Origin of the sequence: Algoriphagus confluentis (assembly GCF_036245625.1) — a bacterium.
GTDB classification, from domain to species: domain Bacteria; phylum Bacteroidota; class Bacteroidia; order Cytophagales; family Cyclobacteriaceae; genus Algoriphagus; species Algoriphagus confluentis.
Window position 1 is genome coordinate 46926 of the sequence record NZ_BTPD01000004.1, and the last position, 26988, is coordinate 73913.

The following is a 26988-nucleotide window of genomic DNA, read 5'->3' on the forward strand; positions in this document are numbered from 1 at the left end:
CCAAAAAAAAGAAAAAAGCAAAACCTTGCAACCCTCCTAAAATCTTACTTTCCTAAAGCAGACATCGGAAAAATGGAAGAGAAAATATGCTCCCATTTACCTTGGCTGATTAGGAGGCGTCGATAATATCCTGAGAAATGAGCCGGTAGATTTCTGCGACTTGCTCATTATAATTCAAAAACTTGACGTGCTCCTCCAAGGTCTCATAATCCTCTCTTACTGCCGGACCCGTCTGTGCCTTTTTTGCTCCAATTTGCAGACTTTTAGAAATGGTTTCAATAATTAGAGGTTTGAGCATCTCAAAATCCAAACCCTGCCGTCTCATGATTTCCTCCGCTATTCTGATCATATGATTGGAAAAATTGCTGGCAAATACAGCCGCTATATGCACTGCCTTCCGATCTTTAGAACGGACGTTAAATGTCAGAGGAGAAAGACTTTTTGCCAATTTTTTCAGCTTTTGGAGCACCTCTTCATCCTCTGCTTCCAAAAGAAACGGGACCTCATCCATATCGATTTTTTTCCCTTTGGTAAATGACTGAAGAGGGTAAAAAATCCCCGTGAAACTGGCCGAACTGTATCCCAAAATATCCAAGGGCATTGTACCGGAAGTATGGACAAGAATGCTTCCTTCAGGCAAAATAACCGCATCGGCTACTTCAGGAATGGCGGTATCTTTGACTGCCAAAATGAAGATTTGTGCCTTACTTTCCGAAAAATCCAAATCGTCCTTGGGCTCTGCAGCATAAACCCGCTCAGTAATTTCCGTGGCTTTTGCCAACTCACGGGAATATACCTCAGTAATTTCATGCCCGGCATCTTCCAAGGCAGGAGCGAGTTGCCAAGCTACATTTCCTGCTCCTATCAGGGCTATTTTGAACTTCATCTTTGAATGAAATCAAAATTCAGCAAAAAGCAAAAAAACTAGAAAAACCCATCAATTCACATCGGGCAATCATTGATCCAATGCCACGTTTTTTTGGTTAAAATGAAATCTCCCTGAAACTGGCTCGCCCAATGCATTGACTCCATTGACAACAACCCAAAATGCTTCGACATCTTCTGGTAGCTTGAACTGAACCGAAGTGGAGGTCTGATTAGGTGAAATTTTGACACTTGGGTTCCAAAATATAGTGGAGCTAATATCTGAGGCCAAAATCTCAAAATCAACCTTCTCGTTGTCTAGTCCCCATAGATCATATTCCTTAAAAGGATGGGAATTCTCTTTGGCAAGCTGAATCCCATCTTTCAGAATAATATTTATTGCACCAAATTCACCCGCCTCGCCTAATGCCACGACGACTGTCGGAATCACTTCTATCCGATCGATATTGAACACATTGATCATAGACAAAGCCTTATACTGATTCTCTGAATCATATCCAACCAAAGTAGATCCAGAGGTAGAAGTAATTGGCGAACCATTTACTAATATCTGGGGAGGCCCTAAAGAAGAACCTCTCCTGTTGAGTATAATTGGCGGATTTCCTGCAACCCTAAAGCCCGCCACTCGATTGACAAAGGCATACATAAACTGCCTGGTATCACCAGATAAATAAATCCCATCCATTTCAAGGACTTTATGCGGTTTGCCATAGGGCATCCGATAAAGAGGGTTTTCTTTCACATCATCGACGACTACTTCTTCCAAGAGAATTTCGCCCGCTCTCATCTTCATATACTCCCTTCTCAGCGAATCTATATAGGGTAGAGAATTAGAAATCATTTTCGTTTTGGGAAAATGGATTTTTGAAAAATCCACTTGATTAGGTGAAGACACGTAGGTGATATCGATATTTTTCAGTTGATCACCATTGAAGTTGCGGCCCTTTACAGCGAGAGAAAACTTTCCTTCAAATTGCAATTTCTCCAGATAAAAATTCCCAAATAAATCTGTACTTAATTCCCTTCTATCCAAAAAACCATTCACTAATACTTCCAACTTGGATCTATCCACAAACGCAGTCGAGTCACTCACTTTTCCTTTTAGAATAAATCCATACTCCTTGTCCAATTTGAACCTTTCCAAATCAAAAGCGGGGGATTTCCTCTCAATTTTTAAAAATTCCACAAAGGAATTCAATTCAGAATTCTGCAAAATCAGAGCATCATCTTTAAGGATTGAGACAGAAAGATTGCCACCAATGACTTGGCCATTCACTCCATTTAACATGAAGTTTAGCTTCACTGAATCTTGGGCTTGGTAAATTTCCTTATCTGTAAATGCTGAGATTCCTTTTCCATAAGTACCTGATAGATCTGTATCTTTTTGCCAATTGGCAGTCAATACTTGAATAGGTTTGACATATTCAGACCCCAATCCATAATTTGATCCCCAAAGGGTATATGCTTTTACTACAAAATCTCTGGTATCTAACTCAGGTCCCAAATTGATTTTGCCTTCGGCCATGCCATTTTTCAAGGAAAAAATCTTGTGAATTTTCGAATTTCCTAAGGTATCCAGAATTTCTACATGGAGAATTTTGCTTGATTCAGCCACCATCAACGGATTCCCGAAGATCATGAAGGCTTTGAAATATAAATTATCCCCGATTAGGTAAATATCTCTGTCAGTATGTAAAAAAACACTCTCTTTTAAGTTTTCGACAGTAGGATCCAATTGAGCCAAGGTCTGTGTTTGCTCATAATTAAAATCATCAGGAAGGAACAGTAAGGGATTTTGGAAACTTTCATTTTTGGCGTTTACCAAATCACGATTCACGGGTACACCATTTGCTCGAATCAGGATTTCTGTATCTCCTACATCAAACCCAGTATTTATCTTTCCTGGATTCTTGATTTTGAAAAAAAATTCTCCTTTCGTGTTGGTCGAACTTAGCGTAACTTGGTCTGGCTCTTCAGATATGAGTCTCCTGATTTTATAGACCGGAGACTTTTCATACAGGGCTACTCGCTTTTCTTGCTGTAACTTACTTTCCTCAGCTGAATTGGGACTAATTTCAAGGTAGGCAATTGCAATATCAGCTGAATTCCATTCACTTTTTAAAAGAATAGGATTTCTTAGCCACATAGAAATCAAATAGGAGCTTTCCAGGTTTTGGATCAAGATCATTTCCCTAGCATATACCCAGGTTTGTTTATCCTTTTCAATAAACTCCAGAACTTCTGGGTTTACCAAAATGATTTCTTCTTCACTTGAGGCTCCCCTGACCAGCATTCGACGGAAGGCTTCTAAATTCCTTTTATGTGTAGCAAATTTTATTTTTTGACTTGGGACAGTTTGTAAATCAGTTTCCAACAAAATTTGAATCGGAAAAATGGATTGTTCGGGATAGCCCACCACGACATCTATTTCCTTAAGTAAAAAGCCTTCTTTTCCTACCATTAACTTCCACGAGCCAAAAGGAACTCCAGCTAGAGTGAAACTTCCCGTACTATCCGTAAATGACTGGTAACTTGTGCCCGGAATAAAAACTTGACTTTGGAAAATAGCCTGATCAGACTCCAGAGTGCTGACCACTCCTTTGACCACTCCGGTCTGCGCCCATAAGCCAAAACTGGTCCCCAGCACTAACGAGAAAAATAATAAAACTTTCATTTTAGAAAATTTGGTTTTAATAAAAATATAAAATTAGTCTAAAATAAAAAATTGAGACTCAGCCGTGTTTCAAATATTAAATAAAAAAACCATTCCGATTGTTCCGGAATGGTTTTAAAGTCAGGTTGACTAAATCTAAATATGCAGGGCTCTGTTGTCGGTAGCCGAAAGGCAGGCCTCTTTGAAGGCTTCCGTATAAGTAGGGTGAGCGTGGGACATCCTGGCAATATCCTCAGCCGAAGCCCGATATTCCATGGCTACTACTGCCTCAGCGATCATGTCCGCTGTTCGTGGACCGATCATATGAACTCCAAGGATTTCGTCTGTTTCCGCATCGGCTAGGACCTTAACCAATCCATCCGTATCCATAGAGGCTCTGGCTCTGCCGGAGGCCATAAAAGGAAACTTTCCTGCTTTGTATTTTCTACCATTTTCTTTCAATTGCTCCTCAGTATATCCTACGGAAGCTACTTCAGGCCAAGTATAGACCACCCCGGGGATAAGCAAGTAATTGATGTGAGGCTTTTGACCAGCGATGGTCTCAGCTACAAATACCCCTTCTTCCTCTGCTTTGTGAGCGAGCATCGCTCCTTTGATGACGTCGCCGATAGCATAAATATTAGGCACAGAGGTCTGCAGATGTTCATTAACTTCGACCTGACCTCTTTCATTCAGTTTCACTCCAGCAGCTTCTGCATTCAAGCCATCCGTGTAGGGCTTTCTGCCGATGGAAACTAACACAAAATCCCCTTTGATCTCAATGGTTTCACCTTTTCCGTTCTCAGCTTTGACGATTACTTCTTTGCCTTTATTCTCCACCGAAGTAACCTTGTGCTTGAGGTAAAATTCAAAACCCAGCTTTTTGAGGGACTTTTGCAGCTCCTTGCCCATGGTTTTGTCCATAGATGGGATCAAAGAATCCATGAATTCAACAACAGAAACCTTAGCCCCCATTCTTCCATAGACCGAACCCAGTTCCATGCCGATCACACCCCCGCCAATCACGATTAAGTGCTTGGGAATTTCTTTCATTTTCAAAGCCTCGGTGGAAGTGATTATTCTGTCTTTGTCCAATTTGATGAAGGGCAAGGAGGCAGGTTTTGATCCAGTAGCAATGATGATGTTTTTACCTTGGATCTCTTCCGATTTTCCGTCTTCCTTGGTAATCTTGATTGTGTTTTTGTCAACAAAAGAGCCCATTCCGTGATGGACATCGATTTTGTTTTTCTTCATGAGAAATTGAATCCCATCCACATTCTGCTTCACCACATCGTCTTTTCGGGCGATCATCTGCTTCAAATCCACTTTGAGATTGGACAGATTGATTCCGTGGGTTTTAAAGGTATGGGCAGCATTGTGGTAATGCTCAGATGAATCCAAAAGTGCTTTGGAAGGGATACAGCCTACATTGAGGCATGTACCACCCAAAGTGGAATATTTTTCAATTATCGCGGTTTTCATTCCAAGTTGAGCAGCACGGATAGCTGCCACATAACCACCTGGACCAGAACCGATTACTATTAGATCGTAATTCATTTTACCTGTTTTTATAGGTTATGTTTAATTCAGTAACTACTATTCGAGTATGTGGTATTTGGTATTTAGAGCGCTTTTATCAGGTTAATCAACATCTTCTTGATAATCTCGGACTTATTCCGATAATCGGAATACTCCGACTCCTGACTATACCCAAGCCGATGGGCAAGGAGCAATTCATTTTCTACTTCGATTAGAGAACCAAGAGAATAATGGAGAAAATTCCGAAACTCGGGATTTCCTCCTCTACCTGCACCCTCTGTAATAGTATTGGATATCGAATAAGCCGCTCAATTGGTATGGGTTACCTGTGCGTATTTCTCAAAAACCGGATACTTCCTAGTTCTCAGACTAATTTCCACAGCAAAGTCTACAGCTTTTTTGTAAACTTCCAAATCCTCATATCAGGGTCTTCCCATACCCGATTCTACCTACCAAATACCGTTAAACTCCAAACAACAGCCTAGTTGGATCCTCCAAGAGCTGCTTCACTCTTACCAGGAAGCTGACCGATTCACGCCCGTCGATGATTCTGTGATCGTAAGAAAGCGCCACATACATCATTGGTAGGATTTTTACTTCTCCGTTGACAGCCATTGGTCTCTCTACAATATTGTGCATACCCAAGATGGCTGATTGAGGTGCATTGATGATCGGTGTGGACATCATGGACCCAAAGACTCCACCATTGGTGATGGTGAATGTACCTCCCGTCATTTCTTCGATAGAAAGCTTGTTGTCTCTCGCTTTGGTAGCCAATCGTACCACCTCTTTTTCGATCTGATCAAAACTCATCCCTTCGGCATTTCGGATCACTGGTACCACTAAGCCTTTTGGAGCCGATACTGCAATGGAAATATCACAGTAGTTGTGGTAAATGATTTCATTCCCGTCGATCTTAGCATTGACAGCAGGCCATTCTTGAAGAGCCACACATACAGCCTTGGTGAAGAAAGACATAAATCCAAGACCCACACCATGTTTTTCTTTAAACTGATCTTTGAATTTAGACCTTAGGTCCATGATAGGCTTCATGTTTACCTCATTGAAAGTGGTCAGCATGGCGGTCTCATTTTTGACGGAGACCAATCTTCTGGACACGGTCTTTCTCAAAGAAGACATTTTCTCACGACGCTCATCTCTTGAACCCGACTGAGGTGGAGCTTGTGCTGCTGGAGCATCCGATTTGCTTTCTGGTTTGGATTCGGCCTTTGGTGCTGATTTTTCCGCATTTTGAGCATCTTCCTTCGTAATTCTTCCGTCTTTCCCTGTTCCTTTTACCTCATCAGGCTTGATTCCCTTTTCTGAAAGAATTTTGGCTGCAGCGGGGGATGCATGCCCAGAAGCATAGGAATCGGATTTGGAAGATGCTGACTTTTCTTCTTTCTCCTTATCAGGAGCAGTGTCTTCTTTTTCCGGAGCTTCTTCTGTGACCTCAATCTTGCAGATTAGTCCGCCGATTTCCAGTACATCGCCTTCTTTGGCTACATGACGAAGGATCCCGGTGGCTTCTGCCGGCAATTCAAAAGTGGCTTTATCAGAATCTACCTCGGCGATGATTTCATCCAAGCTGACAAAGTCTCCGTCTTTCTTGATCCAATTGGCCAAAGTCACTTCAGTAATGGACTCTCCTACTGTCGGGACAATCATTTCTTTTACTTCACCACTTCCACTGGATTGGGAGGATTTCTTGGCAGGCTTTTCATCTTCCGATGCTTTGGAATCGGCACCCGAATCCGAGTCCGAACCGGATTCTTCAATCACACAAATTAATCCTCCAATCTCCACAGTATCTCCTTCTTGTGCTTTGATTTTCACTATGCCTGCTGCTTCTGCAGGAAATTCAAAGGTTGCCTTATCAGACTCAAGTTCACATAGGACCTCATCCATCTGAACTTGATCTCCGTCTTTTTTAAACCATTGACCTACGGTGACTTCGGATATGGATTCACCTACGGTAGGCACTCTCATTTCTTTGCTCATGGTTATTTTTTTTATCCCTTCTACTTTCAGAAAGGAGGATTTTACAAATGATTTTTCGGATTGGAGTCTACTTGCCTCCGGTAAAGGAATAAGATTAAACTTTTAGCGCTTGAGATACAATATTCTTTTGCTCTTCTACATGGACTTTGTTGTAACCGGTAGCCGGAGATGCACTTGGCTTTCGTGCGATGACTTGCATCGGTAGATCCTTGTAGAGTAATCTCAAAAGGTAATTCCAATATCCCATGTTTTCGGGTTCTTCCTGTACCCAAACCACCTCAGCATCCTTATACTGACTGAGAATGTCCAGGATCTGTTTCTTTGGAAGAGGGTGAAGCTGCTCTATGCGGATAATCGCCACATTTTTGACTTTTTCTTTTTCCCTCGCTTCTTCCAGGTCATAGTAGACTTTACCTGTACAGAGAATTACTTTTTTCACATCTCTTGGAGTCACAGTTGTATCTGGAAGTACTTCTCTGAATCTTCCAGAAGTAAACTCCGAAAGTGGGGAAATCACCTTGGGGTGACGAAGCAGGGATTTAGGTGACATGACTATACAGGGTTTCCTAAACTCCCAAGTCAATTGTCTTCTCAGCAAATGGAAGAAGTTGGATGGTTCGGTCACATTGGCAACCACCATGTTGTACTCTGCCGAAAGCTGAAGAAAACGCTCAGGACGAGCATTGGAATGTTCTGGACCTTGACCTTCGTAGCCGTGAGGCAAAAGCATCACAATTCCATTTTGCTTTTGCCATTTGGATTCGCCTGAGGAAATGAACTGGTCAATCATGGTCTGTGCCCCATTGGCAAAATCACCAAACTGCCCTTCCCAAATGGTCAAAGAGTTGGGATTGGCCATTGCGTATCCATATTCAAAACCCAACACAGCATATTCTGAAAGAAGAGAATTATAAATATGAAACTGCCCCTTTCTATCCTTCATTTCCTTTAGGGAGTTGTAAGGCTGATTTGTGTTGGCATCATGGAGGACCGCATGTCGGTGGGAGAAGGTCCCTCTCTGAACGTCTTGCCCGGTGATTCGTACGGTTTTTCCATCCAATAGCAAGCTCCCATAAGCCAAAAGTTCCGCCGCCGCCCAGTTCAACTCTTTGGATTCAAAGAACATGTCTTTTCTTTGCTTCATTTGAACCTCAATCTGCTTGATTGGCTTGAATCCTTTAGGAATTGCAGTCAAAGCCTCTGCAACTTTTGTAATATGAGCTTCCTGAATACCCGTCTCCGGAGATTGTTCAAAATCCTCCGGCTTGGAACGGCGAAGACTGCCCCATTCTCTCTCAAACTTAGTGGCTTGGTAAGGCAAAGGCTTTTCTTTCACCATATTCAGCCTATCCTGGAGTAGTTGCCTGAATTCTTCATCCATTTGGGCGGCTATCTTGGCATCGAAATCCCCTCTTTCTGTCAACCTTTTGATATAGATCTCTCTGGGATTGGGATGCTTGGAAATGATATTATAAAGCTCAGGCTGTGTGAATTTAGGTTCGTCAGATTCGTTGTGTCCATGCCGTCTGTAGCAAACCATATCCACAAAGATGTCCTTACTGAATTTTTGACGGAACTCAGCGGCTATCTTGGCAGCAAAAACTACCGCCTCTGCATTATCCCCATTCACGTGAATCACAGGTGCATCGATAATTTTAGCCACATCTGTACAATAGATTGAAGACCGGGCATCATCAAAGTCCGTAGTAAAACCTACTTGGTTATTGATGACAAAATGGATGGTACCTCCGGTATTATATCCCTTCAAGCCTGCCATTTGAGTCACTTCGTAGACAATTCCCTGACCGGCAACAGCTGCATCCCCATGGATCAGAATTGGAAGTGCCTTCTTGGCATTGCCCTGATGTTCGGAATCAATTTTGGCTCGAATAAAGCCCTCAACTACGGGATTTACAGCTTCAAGGTGGGAAGGATTGGGAGCAAGTTTGAGGTGAACTTTGTTTTCTTCGGGAGTGACAATATCTGAAGAGTAGCCCATGTGGTATTTGACGTCACCGTCACCCATCGTTAAGTCTGGCTTGGCCGTACCTTCAAACTCGGAAAAAATCTGCTCATAGGTTTTACCCATGATATTGGCCAAGACATTCAGTCTACCTCGGTGAGCCATCCCTATCATAACCTCCTCTACTCCGTGCTTGGCAGAGGTATTGATGACCGCATCCAAAAATGGAATAGTGCTTTCACCCCCCTCTAAGGAAAATCGCTTCTGCCCTAGATATTTGGTATGAAGGAAGTTTTCAAAAACTACAGCTTGATTCAGTTTAAAGAGGATTCTTTTTTTCTCGTCCACAGAAGGATTGAAAGCCAAAGCCTCTTTCTCTACTTTGGTTTTGAACCAATCCAGCATCTCCGGATCGCGGATGTACAGGTATTCAAAGCCCATAGGGCCTTCATAGATTGTTTTGAGTGCAGAAATGATCTCAGAAAGCTTGGCACTTCCGATTCCGATTTCCTTTCCTGCCTGGAAAACCGTGCTCATATCACTATCCCCCAATCCAAAATCCTGAGGATCGATCAAGGCTTTTCTATCCCTGCGCTCACGGACTGGATTGGTTTTGGATCTCAAATGGGCTCGCGATCTGTGGGCGTGAATCAAAGCACGAACCTTTATCTCCTTGGGAAGCTGCTCCATGTCCATAATTGTTCCTGGGGTAGCCAATGAACCATTTTTTGGAGTTGAAGAGGAAGAATCTGGAGTCGAAGAACCGTTTTCGTCTTGTCCATAATTGGCCAGAGCAAAGTCAAATCCTTCAAAAAATTCTTTCCAGCTTGGGTCTATTGAGGAAGGGTCGGTTTTGAATGAGGAGTACAACTCATCAATGTAGGAAACATGCGCATTGGCGATGTATGAAAATCTATCCATGGTGTGTTTTTGAAAGGCTAACAAAACTAGGATCAAATTGTTAGATTAAAAAATCGCTTATTTGTTTTAGCAAATATTAAAAATAAAAAGAAAAGCAGCGCTTTTCAGCGCTGCTTTAACTTTCCATTAGGAAGAATTACCTGAAGCTAGGCCAAGGCTTTCCTGCATTAGACTTAATCTCCACAGTACCGAATTCACCGTAAGTATTCTCCCACTCAATAGTCAACAACTCCGGAGTAGAGCTGATTACTGTCATAGAATAGGAATCTCCAAATCTGTCAGTACCAGACATAGATAATACGTTACAAGCATCGTTTATTCTCACGTTTCCGTTGCCCCAAGGAGTACCTGTGTAGCACACACTCCAAGCACCAAAGGTACCATCAGATAGCGTGTATGCCCCCGGTGTACTTGCCACAGCAGTCCAGGTAATAGAACCTGAAACTGTTCTACCGCAGAAAGTGTCTACTTGGTCAAACTCGTAAGTACCTTCCAAATCAGAAGGACAGATGACGGAAACAGGATACTGGAACGGTGATGCATAGAATGGTGCACCCGCTACGTTGGTGGTCACATTGTCCGAGCTGAATCGTCTTCCGAATTTGTCATTCAAAACCAACCGGAATTCGAAAACGTCACCCCCTTCGATATCTGCCGGTGTCAAACCAACCGCTGAAATTGCAGCAGAAGCGGATACTTCAAAGGAAGTTCTCAAGAACCGGGAATCTGGATTTGGTTGGAAGTCAGATGCCTGAAGTGTAGTCACTAGAACATCATTAGCAGGGGTGAACTCCAAACCTACACCCGGAATCAACCTGCGGTGTCTCACTCGGATTTCCACAGTTTCCACTGTAGCACCATCTTCATTGTCCACTGCTTCGAGTGTCAGGGCAAATCTGGAATTAGCCAGATTGAAGAAGTTGAAGGTCGTACTGGTTCTGGCAATTGTTCTTAAATAAGCCCCATTGTCGAAGTCGGTGTAAGGCACATTAGGCGTTACCGTATCTCTACAGGAGCTTAGAAAGACAAGGGCCATTGCGAACAAGCCGAAACTATATTTTAGCATTTTCATGTTTTTCTAATTTTTTGGTTAATAAATCCAAGGTGAAGGAGGATTATTATCCCAGAACACCTGCTCCGCGAGATTGGTCCTCGCCGGCGCATTGGTATTGGTTACCGTATAGTTCAATGGATAGAAGAAAGAACGGATAAACGGCCCGGGAATTTCTTCCAAAGCAGGCTGCATTCTAAGCGGCATTCCCGTTCTTCTATACAGGTTGTAGGATTCCACTCCACTTCCATATAGAGAGAGCCAGTATTCTGTTGCGATCACGTTCATCTTTTCAGTGTTATTTGGCGCATCATCATATCGGTCACCAACAAATGCCAAGTAATTGTCTCTTGATCTGGTAAACTGATCATCCGGATCAAAGGTACGAATAGCGGCACCCTGAGCACTTGCCAAAGCAAAAGCTCTTACAAAATTCATTTGCTTGGTAATCCCGGAAAGCATTAAGGCCTTAGGATTTCCGGTAGTTCCCAGTGTGATTGCAGCTTCTGCCAGCATAAAGTCAACATTAGCTGCCAACATAATAGGATGAATACCAGCGCCTGCAGCTCCCAAAGTAGGATTGTTTACCGGAGCAGCTGAATTGTCGTCAAAACGACCACCTGCAGGGTAAGTTCCGTAGGCAGTTCTCCTCAACCCATCTGGTGGAATACCGTCTGGATCCAAGTGATCTCTACCCCAGTAGCCTCTTGTACCCGGGTTACAGTAGATAAATTGACCTACCAAGTATTGAGGAGGAGGGAGCTGATTGATACACTCTTGCTCATCAGGGTTGGAGGTATTGGTCAGAGACTGACGATACATGTAATACCTTACCCTAGGATCATCAAAGCCTTTTTCTTCAGTCAAATGCCACATGTAGAAGGTAGACTGATAGTCACCTCCACCGGCGGTATATTGACCTGCAAATTTAGGATGTCTGGAATCCGGGTCAGCTTGTGTAGTACCGAAACGAAAAACGAAATCATCACCGGTACCCAACATGTTGTTTTCTGCAATCAAAGCATTGATACCCGCCGTAGAGCCAGATGGATCCACCAATCGTTTGTTGAGGAAGTATCGCAGCTTCAAGGTATTCACAAATTTCACCCAACGAGTGTAATTTCTATTGTAGAAATAGTCATTCGGATTACCGGCAGAGTTTGCAGTGAAGTGAGCAGCAGCTTCATTCAAAAGACCGAAGGCAGCTTCATAAATCTGGGCTCCAGGATCGACATTGGGATTGAAGTTGGCTGGATCTAAGGCCTCAGAGAATGGGACATCTCCGAAAGTATCCACCAAGTCAAACAAAACCATGGCTTTGATGGTCTTGGCGATACCCATATGTCTTTGGAAGTTAGACGCCTCAGCAAGTGGCAGAAGGAAATCAATGTCCGCCAGAACCCCTGCATAGGCAGTAGACCATGCAAAGTTTTTCGACGTTGGTGCATAAGCCAATTCATACAGCGCAGAACCTTGATTGATGATTCGGGTGAGTCTTTCGCCATCATCAGACATGCTAAACCAAAGATCCTGATAATCTAACTGTATTCTGTTCAACAGAAAATCCGGAGAAGCCGTCTGGGCGTTTACAGCATTTGGGTTCTCCAAAAGTTCATCCAATTTATCTTCACATGACGTGGCAAAAAGCAAGCTGCCTGCCAAGGTCATGCTATATAGAATTCTTTTCATAATTGTGTCTGTTTTAGGGTTAGAATGTAAGGGTTAACGTTCCACCCAATCTTCTTGAGCTAGGTCCAGTCACGAAATCAAATCCAAGGCCGTTACCAACACCCGTTCCCAACACGTCCACATCAAAGTTCATGTTTGGTGGGAAGTTAACAGCCAAAAACCAAAGGTTAGTACCACTAACAGCAATAGAAGCTCTCTTGAAAGGAGTCTTAGACATCAGGTTGTTCGGAAGCTGATAAGCCAAAGATACCTCGCGAAGTCTCCACATTGAACCATCAAATATGTTTGGTTCATCTGTTGCTCCTTGATATCCGGAGAAGAAATAGTCAGAAGCAGAAATTTGGTAGTCGTTTGGAATATAGTTCGGAGAACCATCTGCCTTTACTCCGTCCTGTCTTACACCTGGCATGATAAAGGTCATTTCACGATCTGCTACTGGGTCCTTGGTAACACCTCGGGCCAAAGTCGCTGTTACTGTATTGGAGAATACAGCACCTTTGTGACGGTATTCCACCATGAAGTTGAACGTGAAACCTTTGTAGGTGAAGTTGTTGATCCATGAACCTGTCCACTGAGGGTTTGGATCACCCAGTTCTACTAAGCCAACTGCTGCCTTGTGCACACCGTTGGAAAGGATGATGGGTTGACCAGCAAACTCCTGACCTTCAGGAACTCGGTCGAAACCAAGCCCTTTGATGACGTTAAATGGTCTGCCTGGGATAGCAAAGTTCCCCAAATTGGTAAAACCAGCAACCACGATTTCTTCCAAGCCACCACCAAGTTCGGTCACTTCACTTCGGTATTTGGACCAGTTTACAGTTGAATTCCACTGGAAACCAGAGGCAGTAGATATTGGAGTAACTGTTGCCTGCAATTCAGCACCACGGGTTCTGATATTACCAATGTTGGTAAAAGTACTTGTAAAACCAGTAGAAGGATCAATAGGGGCTTGGGTAATCAAGTCGTTGGTGTTTTTCTCATACAAAGAGATATCAAATCTCAACTTGTTGTTGAACATCACGGCTTCCACACCAAATTCCAATTCTCCGATCAACTCCGGTTTAAGGTTTGGATTACCCAGCTGATTGGCTACAGCGTGAGTGGCAGTTACCCCATTTCGGTCAAATGCTCGTGCAGTTTGGTTCAAAATGTTTCTTGTTCTGTAAGGAGAAGGATAACCTGCTGAGGTACCATAACCCAATCTCAATTTCAAGTCATTGACTGTAGAAGAATTCCAGTCAAATGCAGTAGTAGGGATGAAAGAGATAGAAGCTCCTGGGTAAATAATGCTTCTGTTTTCCGGTTCCAAAGTGGATGTCCAGTCATTTCTGGCAGCCAAATTCAAGAATAGGTAATCAGAATAATCCAAGGTTACGTTGGTATAGACCCCGTATCTTCTTTCCTGTACAATGAAGTTCATTCCGCTTCCAGAATAAGCATCATTACTTGATGAGGTAGTAAAGTTGGAGTGACGGAACAATCCAAAGGCCAACTGGCCCTGAGAGGCTAGACCTACTTGCTCATAGTCATCAAATCGAGAGTTACCTCCAATTAATGCACTAATGGCAAACTTTTCAGAGATATCCTTTTTCCAGTTAATGATCAAATCCTGATTCCAAATGGTATTGGCAATGTTGATCGTTCTGTAATATCCGGAAGTGGTTGCCAAGGAAGAAGAAGGCCCCCCTTTGTTGTATCTCAATTCCTGAACTTCAGAATAAGTATCCAAACCTAAACGATAGGTGATCGAGAAGTTGTCATTGATATCGTAGTTTACTGAAGTGGAGTTGAAGAAACGGCTTACATCAGAAGAGTTTACATAGTTTCTCACTAACCAGTTCGGGTTAACGATATCATTACCCCCTCTGTAATACACGGAGCTTCTGTCCACTGGATTCTCAAAAGGTAATCCAGCCAAATCTACAGATCTAGGTGTGTAAAGCACGTGAGCGAAAACAGAAGGAATACCGCCTGATGGACCGGAACCGAATGCGGCGTTCACCGGAGGAGTCAACAAGTTGGTGATTGCATAGGTAAAGGAAGAATTCACAGAAAGCTTATCTGTGATGGCAGAGTTGATACCCAATCCGAAGTTGAATTTCTCCAAATCGTTACCTGGAAGATATCCTTCTTCGTCTGTGTAGCCAAAGCTGGCATTGAAGCCGGTACGGTCAGAACCACCTGCAATCTGAACGGAAGTATTGGATACCAATCCAGTTCTGAAGAATACTTCCGATGGATCCGCATACGCTTTGTACTCGTACTGTACAGGAGTACCGCCTACGATACCATCTACCCAAAACTCAGGGAATGCATTTCGGATAGCCGCAACAGAAGAAGTAGCATAAGGGTGATTAACGGTAAGCCCTTGATCCATTCTCGGTCCAAAGTTGGAGAAGAAAAAGCCCGGAGCCTGTTGGAAACCATTTCCATAAACTTGACCGTAGGTTGGCAAAGAAGCCGCCTCATTGGCAAAGAAAGATTGGTTTACCGTTACTTCAGCTGCTTTTCTTTTGGATGCACCGGATTTGGTCGTAATCAAAATTACCCCATTCCGGCCTTGGTCCCCGTAAAGTACAGTTGCAGAAAGTCCCTTCAATACAGACATACTCTCGATGTTGTTTGGATCAATGTCCAAGAATCGGGAAGAAGTCGCAGCACCACCTGTGGTGAATCCGTTGGCGTTGTTGGTGCTGGTGTTGAAAGGAACACCATCTACTACGAATAGCGGCTGGTTAGAACCAGTGGCAGAAGAATAACCTCTAATTACCATGTTGGTACCAGAACCAGACATCCCGTTGGTGGAGGTGATATTCACACCCGGCACTTTGCCTTGCAATACCCGAGCTACGTCAGCCTCAGGCCGATTTTCTAGCTGCGAGTTGTCCACTGAGGTTACTGCGTAACCCAGTGCTTTCTTTTCTCTTTCGATACCGATCGCTGTCACTACCACTTCGGATAGTTGAGACGCATCGGTCGTCAGAGTGACATTCACTACGGATCGGTTGCCGACTGCCTCCTCGACGGACTTCAGTCCGACAAAGGAGAAGATGAGAACATCTGATCCCGCAGGTACATTAATGGAATAATTACCATCCAGATCGGTGGTAGTTCCCACTGTTGTACCCTTGACGAGAACAGTTGCTCCTGGCAACCCTAGTCCGTCTTCCTCGGAAATTACCTTGCCGGTAATTACCCGTTGTTGCGCCGACACCTCATAACTGAGGGCCATGGTGAAAAGCGCAACAACAAAGAGTAAAGCTTTTCTCATAAGGTATTTAGTTTAGTTGATCCGTAAAGAAAATTTATTCTTTTTTAATTTCAAAAGCGGTAAAAAATTCGTCTAAGCGGAAGAAAAAGCTAATTATTTGGTGCAATACCCTATTATTAACAATATTTAACTGCGAAAGCCATATTTTTTAAAATTAGCGAAACAATATTTTGAGAAATCTCGAAAAAGTGAAAAAATAAAAAAAAATTGAAATCGAAAAAAAACTCAAAATGTCTGTCTTTTTTTGAAAAATGTGCCGAATAGAGTGAAAAAATTCACTCAAATCGTATTTTTCAATATAAAATTTTGCTTTAGGTCAATTTTTAAAAATCAGATCCATCCTTTTTTCGGAAAACAAAATATTTGATTCCTTTTTGAACAGTATTTTTTGTTTTTTTTGAAAAAAATGAAAAAACCGGTTGATTTTTTAACCGGTTTTCCAATTTTAGAAGGAATATCTTAACGTAAAGGCTATTTCATCCCACCAGAGATCAGTGAAGTCAACAAAATTATATGCGGGCTTCCAATCTAGACTTAAATAGAAATTAGTATTATAAAAATTATACTCTAAACCTACAATTGCATCTACTCCAAATGCCCTGTAATCTTCCGTTCCTTTGTAAACCCAAGGAGGTTCTGCTTTGGGTTCTTTCCAGATTCCGTAGTGTACCCCTCCCCCGAAATACCATTCCATTCCACGAAACTCACGAATGTCCCTATGGTACTCGTAAAGCAGACTGGCATTCCATCCTTTCCATCGATTAAAGACCATCAATTCCAAGGCGGATTGGTCAGATACAAAATGCTTCACCGACCCACCAATCGAGGTCCCAGCCCGAACGCCAACCATGGTGTTGTAATCCCTGAAGCTATACTGCGCTTGGGAAATCAGGGTGGTAGAACAATAAAAAAAAGTGAATATCCAAAATCGGAAGAGCGCTGAATGATTCAAGGGGTGAATGTTTAGGAAGAAAAAGTAAAGATTTTTTCCGGAGTTACGCAATAATCCAAGGAAACATCGTGTGGTTCAGCTTCAATTTTTCCTTCGGGAGGAAAAAAACTTAAACCCATTTTTATTACCGGATGATCCATGCTTCCCAAAAACGAATCATAATATCCTTTCCCAAATCCTACCCGGTTACCTTCCCCGTCATAAGCCAAAAGCGGAACGAAAACCAACTGGATTTTGGAAGAAGACACTTGTATAGACTCCTGAGGAACAGGAATCCCCCATTCATCTTCAAAAAACTCGGCTTCTTTTGGGAGCTTCAAAGTTTCCAATTCGGTAGCCGTCCGGTTTACTCTTGATGTGTAGAGGGTTTTCCCGGACTTGTCCAATTCTTCTCTCAAAAGGAAGGTATTGACCTCATTAAACCGAATGATAGGGAAGAACAAATGAAGATGATGGATATCGGGATGGATTTTTAGCCACTCCATGACTCGCTTTGCAATGGCTTTGGATTGGTTTTCGACTTCATTGGAAGACAATCCCATTCTTCTGGCCCTATAGACGGCTCTTAATTGAGCTTTGGTGCTGGTTTTCATTCGTATTGGAAAACAAATAGCTTAAACTCTAATGGATCGAAATTTTCCATCAATTCAGAAATCATTCCCGGATTCTCCAGATAAAACTGCATAAAATTTACCGTCCGCTCCTGAGGCACACCTCCAGGAGCTGCAAAATCCAAAACTGCTTTGGCCCGACCGAGAACTACTTCCAGGCGTCTTTCTTCTGCTTTCCTCAGCTTGCCACCCAAATGGTCCAAAATCTTCAGCGTTCGTACCTGTGCAGCATCAAATGCGGATTTAAGGCTTTTTTCCAATCCTTCCGCTTCCTTTCCTTTTTCCTGAAAAAGATGAATTAGCTTGTTCTTCTCCTCGTCCATGCTGTAATCTAGCGAAGCATGGGTCTCCACGTAGCTTTTTTTCCATAAGGAATAATCACTGAACAAATCCTCTGCTGTCCAGTCCAATTGCTTCATTTTTCTTGAAGTGACTTGATCTACAATAAGACCAAAATTTCTTGGCAATAAAACCGGGAAAGGGGTATGGAAGTGTTCAAAGACTCCTTTGAGCTGCAACCAATAGACCACTTCCGCAGGACCGCCTAAATAAGCTAAATTAGGCAGAATCATTTCTTGGTACAGAGGGCGGAGAACCACGTTTGGACTAAACCGCTCAGGGTGGGCATGAATCAGGTCCTTCATTTCATTTTTGGAAAATACAAGCTCTTTATTCAATACCCGGTATGCCTCTCCTACAAGCTCTATTCGTTCCCGAATTCCTTCCTTCAGGTAAAAAAAGTTAATCTCTCTTGGGTAAATCTGACTTTTATAGCCTAGACCCTCCAATCTTTGGGTGGAATCAGAAGCCTCCTGATAGGGAGAATGGATAAAAATATCCTCTTCGATCACCTGAGAGAACTCCCGCTTGAGACCTGCATGATTCCCGTCCAGCACCACCAACCCTTCCTGACCAAAGAGTCCATCTACATATTTTCTTACCGCTTCGCCGAGGGTTTTACTTTTTGAATAGGCTTCTTTGAATACTTCCGGTGCAAAATGAATCTCTTTCATCCACTCCTGAAAGCTTTGATCCAGCTCAAAATCCCCTACTGCTCCTGATTGATTGCTGTTCCATTGATACTTTTTCCCATCCAATTTGAAATAATTGATTTCATCGAAATCATGATCCTCAGTGGCCATCCAATAGATGGGCACAAAATGACAATCCGGAAATTCATTCTTAAGCTTTTTGGCCAGATTGATCGTAGAAACAATCTTATATATAAAATATAATGGCCCCGTAAACAAATTCAGCTGATGTCCTGTGGTAACCGTAAAGGTCCTTTGGTCGAGAAGTGATTCAATATTGGACTGAACCTCCTCTTTGAGAGAAAGCGATTGATATTGCTCCAACAGAGCATCGTGAAGAATTTTTCTTTTTGACTCCGAAAATGATTTTGCTTGCATCGCCCCCCTGAAGCTTTCCAGCTGGGGAAGATGGGTGTAAAATGGACGGAGACTTTCTTTTCCCTCTAAGTAATCCAAAAAAAACGATGAAAATTGGCCGGTTTTTTCAAGATCAATACAGTACTTTTTCATCTAAAGGAGAAGTGATTTTGGGGAGGGTAACTGAGTCGTTTTGGTCAAAGTTCGTTTTTTTTTTCAAAAATCAGGACAACTTACATCAGTGGCAGTCTGAGAAGGCTAAATTGCTTTTTCTTTCCGAAAAAGAAACAAAATAACCCTTTGAACTTTTTATCTACCCGAAACCTTCCCATTCGATGATTCCCTACCAAAGGACCTTCCTGGATAATGGGCTTGAAGTGATTACCCATCAAGACCCCAATAGCAAGATTGCGGTGTTTAACTTGCTTTACAAAGTCGGCTCCCGATTCGAGAAGCCGGGAAAAACAGGCTTAGCCCACTTCTTTGAACATTTAATGTTTGGAAGCTCTGCCAATGTACCGGAATTTGACCGGGCTCTGGAGCGGGCTGGAGGGTCCTGCAATGCCTTTACCAGCCCTGACATCACCAACTACTACATGACCTTGCCTCCCAGCAATCTGGAGACGGCTTTTTGGTTGGAATCCGATCGCATGCTTCAGCTCACCCTCTCGGAAAAAACGGTCGAAACGCAGCGAAAAGTGGTTTTGGAAGAATACAAGCAGCGCTACCTGAATCAACCCTACGGAGATATTTGGCACCATCTGAGAAAACTCGCCTTTGATTCCCACCCGTACCGTTGGCCCACAATCGGGGAATCTCTTTCAGATATCGAAAACTACACCCAAGAGGATGTCTGGGAATTTTACAGACAAAATTATTACCCTGCCAATGCCATATTGGTAGTAGCGGGCAATGTGGATCATCAAGAAGTCCTTGGCCTGGCTCAAAAGTGGTTTGGTCCCATTCCCAATCCCCAGCCCAAACACAAGGCTATCCCTAAAGAGCAGGCTCAATCCGGCAGAAAAATTCAGGAATTAGAGGCCAGAGTTCCAACTGATGCTTTATACAAAGCATTTAAAATGCCAGCCCGAGGGGAGGAAGGCTATCTTGAAGCCGATCTGATCACGGATATGTTGGGTTTTGGCAAATCCTCTCTGCTAGAGCAAAAACTGGTCAGAAATGGAGACCGATTTGCCTCCGTAGGTGCTTACATTACCGGGTCAGTAGATCCTGGGCTTTTGGTATTTTCCGGAAAAATGGAAAAAAACATCAAGGCCAAGCTGGCCGAAGAAGCCTTGGATGAAGTTTTGCGGGAGTTTTTGGAAAGCGACATTTCCGAAAACCAATTGCAAAAGATAAAAAACCAATCGGAGAGCATGAAAGTCTATGAATCCATTCAGTTGCTTAATCGAGCGATGAATCTGGCCTATTATGCTCATTTGGGAAATCCGGATATTTATGAGGAAGAGTTTGAAAAAAAATCAGCGATAAGTCCGGACCAAATCCAAACCTGGGCAAAAAAGCTGCTCGATGAAAATCAATCTTCCGTGATTTACTACCAAGCGCAAGCACTATGACACCATTTAGAATTGGATTTGGGTACGATGTCCATCAGCTCAAGGAGGGGTATGACTTCTGGCTGGGAGGAATCAGAATTGACTTTGAAAAAGGAGCGGTGGGGCACTCTGATGCAGATGTTTTGATCCATGTGATCTGCGATGCCCTTTTGGGAGCAGCAAACATGCGCAATATCGGCTATCACTTTTCCGACAAAGACCCAAAATTCAAAGGAATTGATAGTAAAATCCTTTTGAAAGAAGTGATGAAGATGATCCGTGAGGCAGGTTACGAAGTGGGAAACTTGGATTCCACCGTTTGCCTTCAACTCCCCAAACTCAACCCCTTCATACCAGCCATGAAAACCTGTCTGGCAGAGGTAATGAATGTGAGCGAAGAAGCAGTTTCCATCAAGGCAACGACTTCCGAATGGTTGGGATTCGTGGGTAGGCAAGAGGGGATTTCTGCCTATTGTACTGCATTGATTTATAAGGTATGAGCGAAAAAGTAAAAATCATCACTACAGAGGATGGTTCTCACTCTCTCTATCATGAGGGACTACAGGAGACGTATCATAGTTTTCACGGAGCTTACCGGGAATCTCTCCATGTTTTCATGATTTACGGGCTGGATGCCTGGCTGGCAAGAAATCCCCGAAAGTACCCCATACGGATTTTCGAGGTGGGTTTTGGTACTGGATTAAACGCTTGGCTTACTTTAGTTTGGGCAGAGCAGAACAAAGTTCCTGTTCTTTACCACAGCATAGAACCCTTTCCGCTTTCGAAAGAGATTTACTCCCAGCTCAATTACATTGAGCATGACCACGGGATATGGCATTACCATAAATATTTTGAGGCCCTTCACCAATCCTCATGGAATGAAGGGGGGCCGATTTCTGAATATTTCAACATGAAAAAAGACCAAGTCACCTTGGAGGAAGCCCAACTTTACCCTATGGATGTGGTCTTTTTCGACGCCTTTGCGCCAAGCAAGCAACCGGAACTATGGGAAAAACCCATGCTGGCCAAAATTGAAAAAAGCATGCGCTCCGGTGCAGTTTTTACTACCTATTGCGCTAAGGGACAAGTCAAACGAGACCTGAAAGACTTAGGCTTGGAAGTAGAGACCCTTCCGGGACCTCCCGGCAAAAAGGAAATGACCCGGGCATGGAAAATCGGCTTGCAGTAGGCAGAAGGTAGTACGCAGAGGAAAGTAGGCGGGGAAAGAGTGTAATTGGTAAATAGTAGGTAGTAAGTTGAAGAAAGCACTCTCTAGATGGCTGCTTCTTTATGGGATTTTAACTACTTTTTTTGAAGTCAGAAATCTATAATCAGAAAGCTGATAGTTTAACTCGAACAACTGCCTACTGAGAACCGCCTACTGAATTGGCTTGTATTTTGCAAAAGGCCACGATAAACGGAAGACTATGCTGATTTTTATATTCACCTTTTTGCTGACTTTGACTCAATCTGCAAACCTGGAAAGTGCCAAACTGGAGAAACTGGTTGCTGAGCGGGAAAGTCTACATCGACAATGGAAGGACTCCGAATCCAAAAAGTCAGGGATTTTTGGAAACCGCACCAAAAAAGACATGATCGAAACCAATGAATGGCTGGAAAGAATCTTGGCCAAGGACAATCAGATCATGGACGAGCTGAAAATGATCGGGGCAATCGAGACCACGGTGATTTCTCAGGAAAAGGACGATTACAAGACGATTACCCTGAGTTTGGAGCAGGATGTTCAGGCACTCAGGCGAGCCGTGGCAGAAAGGGATCGGCAAATTGAAGAGATGCTTTCCTCGCGGAGAACCTTTGAATGGACAACTGCGATTTTTTTTCTGAGTACTTTGGGATTTGGATATGGGCTATACCGAAGCCGAAAAAGGATCAGTTAACCCTTACATATTCTCTTGCCGGAAAGGGTAAGCAGTCTTCAGCGGTGCCTATTCGCCAGCAGTCTTCCTGATATACAAACCTATTTCTGTTGGCTGAAAAAGTAAGTGTCCCAGTTGGGAGTCTAAAGAAATCAACAATGCCTGGTCTGAGGTCATCTTTAGTCCCATAAGGCGGGGAGTCCGAATCAGATCCTCCTCCAAAATAAATCAAGGCATCTGAATAGTAGTATTTGAATATATTCTCTTCCAGATTGTACCAGGAAGTGGTCAACATCCGATAGCCCAGAGTTTCGCCCGTTTCTGTCTGGCGAACAATTTTCTGAACTTCCATCACACTGTCGTTTTGGAAGGTGAGCACCTCTACCATCCAGAGTTCGAGGGATTCATCGTACACTCTGTGCTCCCAAGTTCCTGACATTAAGGGCTGAAGAGGCTCTTCGGACTCCTGACAGCCAAAAAGAATAAGGAAAAGAACAAAAGAGAAGAAGAAAGAAGAGGATTTCATGGTAGTCAAAAGAAGGGTATATATACTAGTACGAACCTATTCTCCAAAATGCTACAGGACAATGAAAATTAATTTTTCAACCTTGCAATTGGGGTCCTTCCTCCTTTGGTCACTTGATCCATGGAGACTAAAATCTCCGCATCCAAGGGAAGGTACAAATCCACTCTCGATCCAAACTTGATAAATCCAAATTCCCCGTTTTGCTCCAGCTGATCTCCTTCTTTGACATACCATTTGATTCTTCTGGCCAAAGCTCCTGCAATTTGCCTCACCATGATGGTCACACCGGATTCGGTCTTTAGCACCATGGAAGTCCTTTCGTTTTCGGTACTGGATTTGGGGTGCCAAGCCACGAGGTACTTTCCGGGATGGTACTTAAAAAATTCCACTACACCTTTGACTGGTGAGCGATTGACATGCACATTGATCGGAGACATGAAAATGGAGACTTGCTTACGCTTTTCCTTGAGGTATTCATCTTCGAAAGCTTCCTCGATCACTACCACTTTTCCATCAGCGGGGGCATATACCAAGCTATCATCTTTTGGAAGTTTGAAAATTGGGTTTCTGAAAAACTGAAGGATGATCAGATACAACATCAAGCTTCCCAAAATGGCTACATTGGACCAAAGTCTGGCATCCGGGTAGAAATAGATAATCAGGTAGTTTCCTGCTACCAAAATGATCAAAAGCCAAAACAACAGGACTCTTCCTTCTCTATGTATAGTCATGGTATAAGATAAATAAAGGCGTGGATTCATCACCCACGCCTCAAAGATACTAGATTCTCTTAATTGATTTAGAAACCACCACGGAAGGTGTAGGTCTTGGCTACTTTGTCTATAGCGACAATGTAAGCCGCAATCCGCATCGGCACATCATACTTCTGAGAGGCCTGATAGACGTGCTCAAAAGCATCCTTCATGATTCGGTCAGACCGACGATTGACACGGTCTGCAGTCCATTTGTAACCAAGTCGATTTTGGACCCACTCAAAATAAGAAACGGTAACCCCTCCAGCATTGGCCAAAATATCCGGAACCGCCATGATTCCTTTTTCATTGATGATGGCGTCCGCTTTGGCCGAGGTAGGTCCATTTGCTCCTTCCACAATCAATTTTGCCCTGATTTTGTCCGCATTGGCAGCGGTGATCACATCTTCAAGTGCTGCAGGTACCAATACATCCACATCCAATGTCAACAAGTCACCGGGGTTTTCCATCAGGTCTCCCCCTTTGAAGCCCTCCAGGGTTCCGTTGTTGGACTCCTTGTGCTTGATGGCTTCCTCAATATTTATTCCGTTATCGTTGTAGAACGCTCCGGTATGGTCGGAGATCGCAGTGATTTTTAGGCCTCTTTCTTCCAAAAGTTGAGCAGCCCAGCTGCCCACGTTTCCAAATCCTTGAACAGCGCAAGTCGCCTGGAAAGGATTGATTCTAAGTTTTTGCATGGCAGAAAGCGCAGAGACCATCACTCCTCGTCCCGTCGCTTCTGTACGTCCCAGTGATCCTCCGAGTACCAGGGGCTTTCCGGTAACCACCGCTGGTACTGTCATGCCATGTGCCTTGGAATACTCATCCATCAACCAGGCCATTTCTCTTGGGCCAGTGCCCATATCAGGGGCAGGAATATCCTTATCCGGACCGAACACGTCAATCATGGCCATGGTGTAAGCCCGCATCAACCGTTCAATTTCTCCTTTTGACATTTCCCGAGGATTGCATCGAACACCACCCTTACCCCCACCATAGGGAATGTCCACTACAGCACACTTCCAGGTCATCCAAGCCGCTAGAGCCCGTACTTCGTCCAGATGTACATCCGGAGCAAAGCGAATTCCTCCTTTAGCAGGTCCAAGAATATTACTGTGAATCACTCGAATCCCTTCAAAAACCTGAATCTTACCATTATCCATGGTAATCGGAAGGGAGACGATAACTTGTTTGGCAGGGTTTTTCAATACGTTGTAGACTTCATCTGAAAGTCCCAGCTTTTCAGCTGCGATATTGAATCTCTCCATCATAGACTCCAATGGATTTTCTTTGTCCTTAATTGGGGCCGGTTCAATGTAAGCCATATTGGGTTTTGATTATTAAGTGAAATGCGGTACAAACTTAAGAGGATTTTCAGACTGCCCGATTAAGAATTAAAAGATTTTTAAAAAAGCAGTAATAAATGGGGCTGAAAGTAACAATCCGTCAAATCTATCCATAAATCCCCCGTGACCGGGAAGACCATTTCCTGAGTCTTTAATCTCAATAGAACGCTTGAAAAGGGACTCGATCAGATCTCCATAGGTCCCAGCGATGATGATGATTCCGGCAATCACCAGCCATTTCCAGTCAGCCAACACATGAAAATACTGAGAAATCAAAAAGGCCACTGCTATTGCTGAAAATGCTCCCCCCAAAAATCCTTCCCAGGACTTTTTCGGAGAAACCCGCTCGAACAGCTTGGTTTTTCCAAACTTTGTCCCTGCAAAATAGGCCCCGGTATCACTAGCCCAAAGGATCATGAGACAGCCGATGAGGATTTCGTAGTGGTATGTGGCTCCCACGGAAAACACCGCCAAATTCAAAAGAGAAAAAGGCACAGCTACATAAAAGATCCCCAAATAAGTAAATGCAACTCCTGTAAATGGTTTTTTATCTGTCTTTTTATAAAGCTTGATAAAAAATGTGAGGGAAACCAACGGGAAAATCAAGTAAAGGTACTCATGTGGCAGCCTTTCTTTCTCAATCATAAAGGTCAGCGTGAAAATCATTAATCCCAGAACAGTCCCAAAACTTTTGAGTGGCAGCATTCCGTCCAAACCGGAAAGCTTGTAAAATTCCATTTGGGAAAAAGCCAGGATAACGCCGAATATCAAAAAATAGGTCCAATCCGAATAGATGGACCCGCTGACTACAAGGAGAGCCCCAATCACAGCAGTGATGGCTCGCTGTCCCAGATTGCTGTAATTGTTGATATTAAAACGTGATCTCATTCTGAATCAGTTGGAGGGCTACCAAGGCTTGGTCATGAGGCACCAATACCTCAAAGGTCCCATATATCTTGTACACTGTTTCTTTTTTATTGAGAACCACCGCAGGAATCTGATTTTCTTCCAAAACTCCTTTCACTATTTCAGCTCTGATCTGATTTTGATCCTCAAATACCCTGATCCAATTCTGCATTTGCCTGTTGGTTGACTTTTCTAAAGTAAAGGAATCCCAGAATAAGAACCAAAAGCCCAAACAAGGCTGCTGGGTATGAAACGGTGTCTGAGGATTCCAAATCAAAGTCCAAAGCTCCCTGATTGGAAAAGTAGACAATCAATACAGTAAGTCCATTATTGAAAATATGAGCTAAAATGGGATACCAAAGACTACCGGAATAATGATACAAATACCCAAACAATGCTCCTAAAAACACCCTGGGCACAAATCCATAGAACTGAACGTGGATTGCTGAGAAAATGATGGCTGTAATCCAGATTCCCCAATGGGCAGATTTGAAATATCCCTGCATCTTGGGCTGAATAAGACCCCGAAAAAACACCTCTTCTCCCACTCCAGCTAAAACCCCTATCACAAGTACTCCGGCCAAAAGCTCAGGAATAGTCTGGAAATCGGTCAGGTACTTGGTCAAGTCCATCAGTTGGGTTTCCATCTCCTTCATCCAAGTCTCCAATCCGGACATAGGCTCGGGAAGCTTCAATTGAGCATTCCAATACACCAAAAGACCATTGAAAAGCATGGCTCCCAAAGTGATCCCAAGGCATAAAATCAAGTTTTTGGAATTGAGTCTTTCCCCTTGGATTTCCCAATGCAGATCGGCTTTTTCGATGTATTTCAAAATTATCCATGCCGCAACCCAAAAGCCTATTCCCGAACCGATTCCCTGTACGAAGAGCAAAGCCATCCGTCCATTTGGCACATCATAATTGCCTGACATCAGACCCAAAAGGTCATCTACAGACAGATTGAAAAGAAAGGGAACAAAGGCCAAAGAAAAGGCCTGAAGCAGGATCAGGGTTCCAAAAGTCACTAACACAATGACTACCAAGGACAAAAGCCAGCTTTTGCGTTGGGCGATTTCTGCCTGAGTTTCGTAAATCTCCATA

General features: G+C 43.3%; 22 protein-coding genes. 4 read left to right on the top strand and 18 right to left on the bottom strand.

All coding sequences use genetic code 11. The annotated features are described in order from the left end of the window. Positions 1-109: 109 nt before the first annotated feature. From AAA943_RS06670 to bshC, 12 genes are all read right to left on the bottom strand, one after another. Positions 110-886: a Rossmann-like and DUF2520 domain-containing protein gene (locus AAA943_RS06670; RefSeq protein ID WP_338223454.1), complete on the bottom strand. Its 777-nt coding sequence runs from the start codon at positions 884-886 to the stop codon at positions 110-112. 69 nt (positions 887-955) lie between these two features. After that, entirely contained in the window at positions 956-3559 is a 2604-nt protein-coding gene (locus AAA943_RS06675; protein ID WP_338223455.1) for a hypothetical protein, read from the bottom strand. A 135-nt stretch (positions 3560-3694) separates the two neighbouring features. After that, positions 3695-5095 (bottom strand): dihydrolipoyl dehydrogenase, encoded by a 1401-nt coding sequence (gene lpdA / locus AAA943_RS06680; RefSeq protein WP_338223456.1) that lies wholly within the window; start codon positions 5093-5095, stop codon positions 3695-3697. A gap of 65 nt (positions 5096-5160) precedes the next feature. Continuing rightward, the gene (locus AAA943_RS21870) at positions 5161-5373 is read right to left on the bottom strand and encodes a four helix bundle protein (RefSeq protein ID WP_420915596.1); all 213 of its coding nucleotides are present in this window, start codon (positions 5371-5373) and stop codon (positions 5161-5163) included. Positions 5374-5539: 166 nt separating this feature from the next. Continuing rightward, positions 5540-7078, bottom strand: coding sequence for a 2-oxoglutarate dehydrogenase complex dihydrolipoyllysine-residue succinyltransferase (odhB, locus tag AAA943_RS06685; protein ID WP_338223457.1), 1539 nt, complete (start codon positions 7076-7078; stop codon positions 5540-5542). 94 nt (positions 7079-7172) lie between these two features. Further along, entirely contained in the window at positions 7173-9962 is a 2790-nt protein-coding gene (locus AAA943_RS06690) for a 2-oxoglutarate dehydrogenase E1 component (protein WP_338223458.1), read from the bottom strand. Between the two features lie 136 nt (positions 9963-10098). Then, a complete protein-coding gene (locus AAA943_RS06695) occupies positions 10099-11028 on the bottom strand; it encodes a hypothetical protein (protein WP_338223459.1) in 930 nt (309 codons plus the stop codon). A gap of 24 nt (positions 11029-11052) precedes the next feature. Then, positions 11053-12702, bottom strand: a complete 1650-nt coding sequence (locus AAA943_RS06700) for a SusD/RagB family nutrient-binding outer membrane lipoprotein (protein ID WP_338223460.1) — start codon at positions 12700-12702, stop codon at positions 11053-11055. Positions 12703-12721: 19 nt separating this feature from the next. Then, on the bottom strand, positions 12722-15973 hold the full coding sequence (locus AAA943_RS06705; protein ID WP_338223461.1) for a SusC/RagA family TonB-linked outer membrane protein: 3252 nt from the start codon (positions 15971-15973) through the stop codon (positions 12722-12724). 445 nt (positions 15974-16418) lie between these two features. After that, on the bottom strand, positions 16419-16925 hold the full coding sequence (locus AAA943_RS06710; protein WP_338223462.1) for a hypothetical protein: 507 nt from the start codon (positions 16923-16925) through the stop codon (positions 16419-16421). An 11-nt stretch (positions 16926-16936) separates the two neighbouring features. Then, positions 16937-17518, bottom strand: a complete 582-nt coding sequence (locus AAA943_RS06715; RefSeq protein ID WP_338223463.1) for a 5-formyltetrahydrofolate cyclo-ligase — start codon at positions 17516-17518, stop codon at positions 16937-16939. Continuing rightward, on the bottom strand, positions 17515-19077 hold the full coding sequence (gene bshC, locus AAA943_RS06720) for a bacillithiol biosynthesis cysteine-adding enzyme BshC (RefSeq protein WP_338223464.1): 1563 nt from the start codon (positions 19075-19077) through the stop codon (positions 17515-17517). Before bshC ends, AAA943_RS06715 begins: the two co-directional genes overlap by 4 nt. Before the next feature lie 182 nt (positions 19078-19259). On the opposite strand from bshC, the gene AAA943_RS06725 reads away from it, so the two are divergent. From AAA943_RS06725 to AAA943_RS06740, 4 genes are all read left to right on the top strand, one after another. Next, positions 19260-20501, top strand: a complete 1242-nt coding sequence (locus tag AAA943_RS06725) for a M16 family metallopeptidase (protein ID WP_338223465.1) — start codon at positions 19260-19262, stop codon at positions 20499-20501. Continuing rightward, positions 20498-20980: a 2-C-methyl-D-erythritol 2,4-cyclodiphosphate synthase gene (ispF, locus tag AAA943_RS06730; protein WP_338223466.1), complete on the top strand. Its 483-nt coding sequence runs from the start codon at positions 20498-20500 to the stop codon at positions 20978-20980. The genes AAA943_RS06725 and ispF overlap by 4 nt, the downstream gene beginning before the upstream one ends. Beyond that, positions 20977-21669, top strand: coding sequence for a tRNA (5-methylaminomethyl-2-thiouridine)(34)-methyltransferase MnmC2 (mnmC2, locus tag AAA943_RS06735; RefSeq protein WP_338223467.1), 693 nt, complete (start codon positions 20977-20979; stop codon positions 21667-21669). Before ispF ends, mnmC2 begins: the two co-directional genes overlap by 4 nt. 238 nt (positions 21670-21907) lie before the next feature. Continuing rightward, on the top strand, positions 21908-22378 hold the full coding sequence (locus tag AAA943_RS06740; protein ID WP_338223468.1) for a Clp protease ClpB: 471 nt from the start codon (positions 21908-21910) through the stop codon (positions 22376-22378). On the opposite strand, the gene AAA943_RS06745 is transcribed toward AAA943_RS06740, so the two are convergent. The 6 genes from AAA943_RS06745 to AAA943_RS06770 all read right to left on the bottom strand — a co-directional run bounded on the left by AAA943_RS06745 (position 22371) and on the right by AAA943_RS06770 (position 26987). Next, positions 22371-22883 (bottom strand): hypothetical protein, encoded by a 513-nt coding sequence (locus AAA943_RS06745; RefSeq protein WP_338223469.1) that lies wholly within the window; start codon positions 22881-22883, stop codon positions 22371-22373. The genes AAA943_RS06740 and AAA943_RS06745 overlap by 8 nt on opposite strands. 68 nt (positions 22884-22951) lie before the next feature. Next, a complete protein-coding gene (locus tag AAA943_RS06750) occupies positions 22952-23614 on the bottom strand; it encodes a phosphatidylserine decarboxylase family protein (protein WP_338223470.1) in 663 nt (220 codons plus the stop codon). Positions 23615-23682: 68 nt separating this feature from the next. Continuing rightward, the gene (locus AAA943_RS06755; protein WP_338223471.1) at positions 23683-24960 is read right to left on the bottom strand and encodes a Glu/Leu/Phe/Val family dehydrogenase; all 1278 of its coding nucleotides are present in this window, start codon (positions 24958-24960) and stop codon (positions 23683-23685) included. A 69-nt stretch (positions 24961-25029) separates the two neighbouring features. Beyond that, entirely contained in the window at positions 25030-25869 is an 840-nt protein-coding gene (locus AAA943_RS06760; RefSeq protein ID WP_338223472.1) for a phosphatidate cytidylyltransferase, read from the bottom strand. Beyond that, positions 25853-26059 (bottom strand): putative signal transducing protein, encoded by a 207-nt coding sequence (locus AAA943_RS06765; RefSeq protein ID WP_338223473.1) that lies wholly within the window; start codon positions 26057-26059, stop codon positions 25853-25855. Before AAA943_RS06765 ends, AAA943_RS06760 begins: the two co-directional genes overlap by 17 nt. Further along, complete coding sequence (locus AAA943_RS06770; protein WP_338223474.1) at positions 26034-26987, bottom strand: CPBP family intramembrane glutamic endopeptidase; 954 nt, start codon at positions 26985-26987, stop codon at positions 26034-26036. Before AAA943_RS06770 ends, AAA943_RS06765 begins: the two co-directional genes overlap by 26 nt. Between the last annotated feature and the right edge of the window lies 1 nt (position 26988).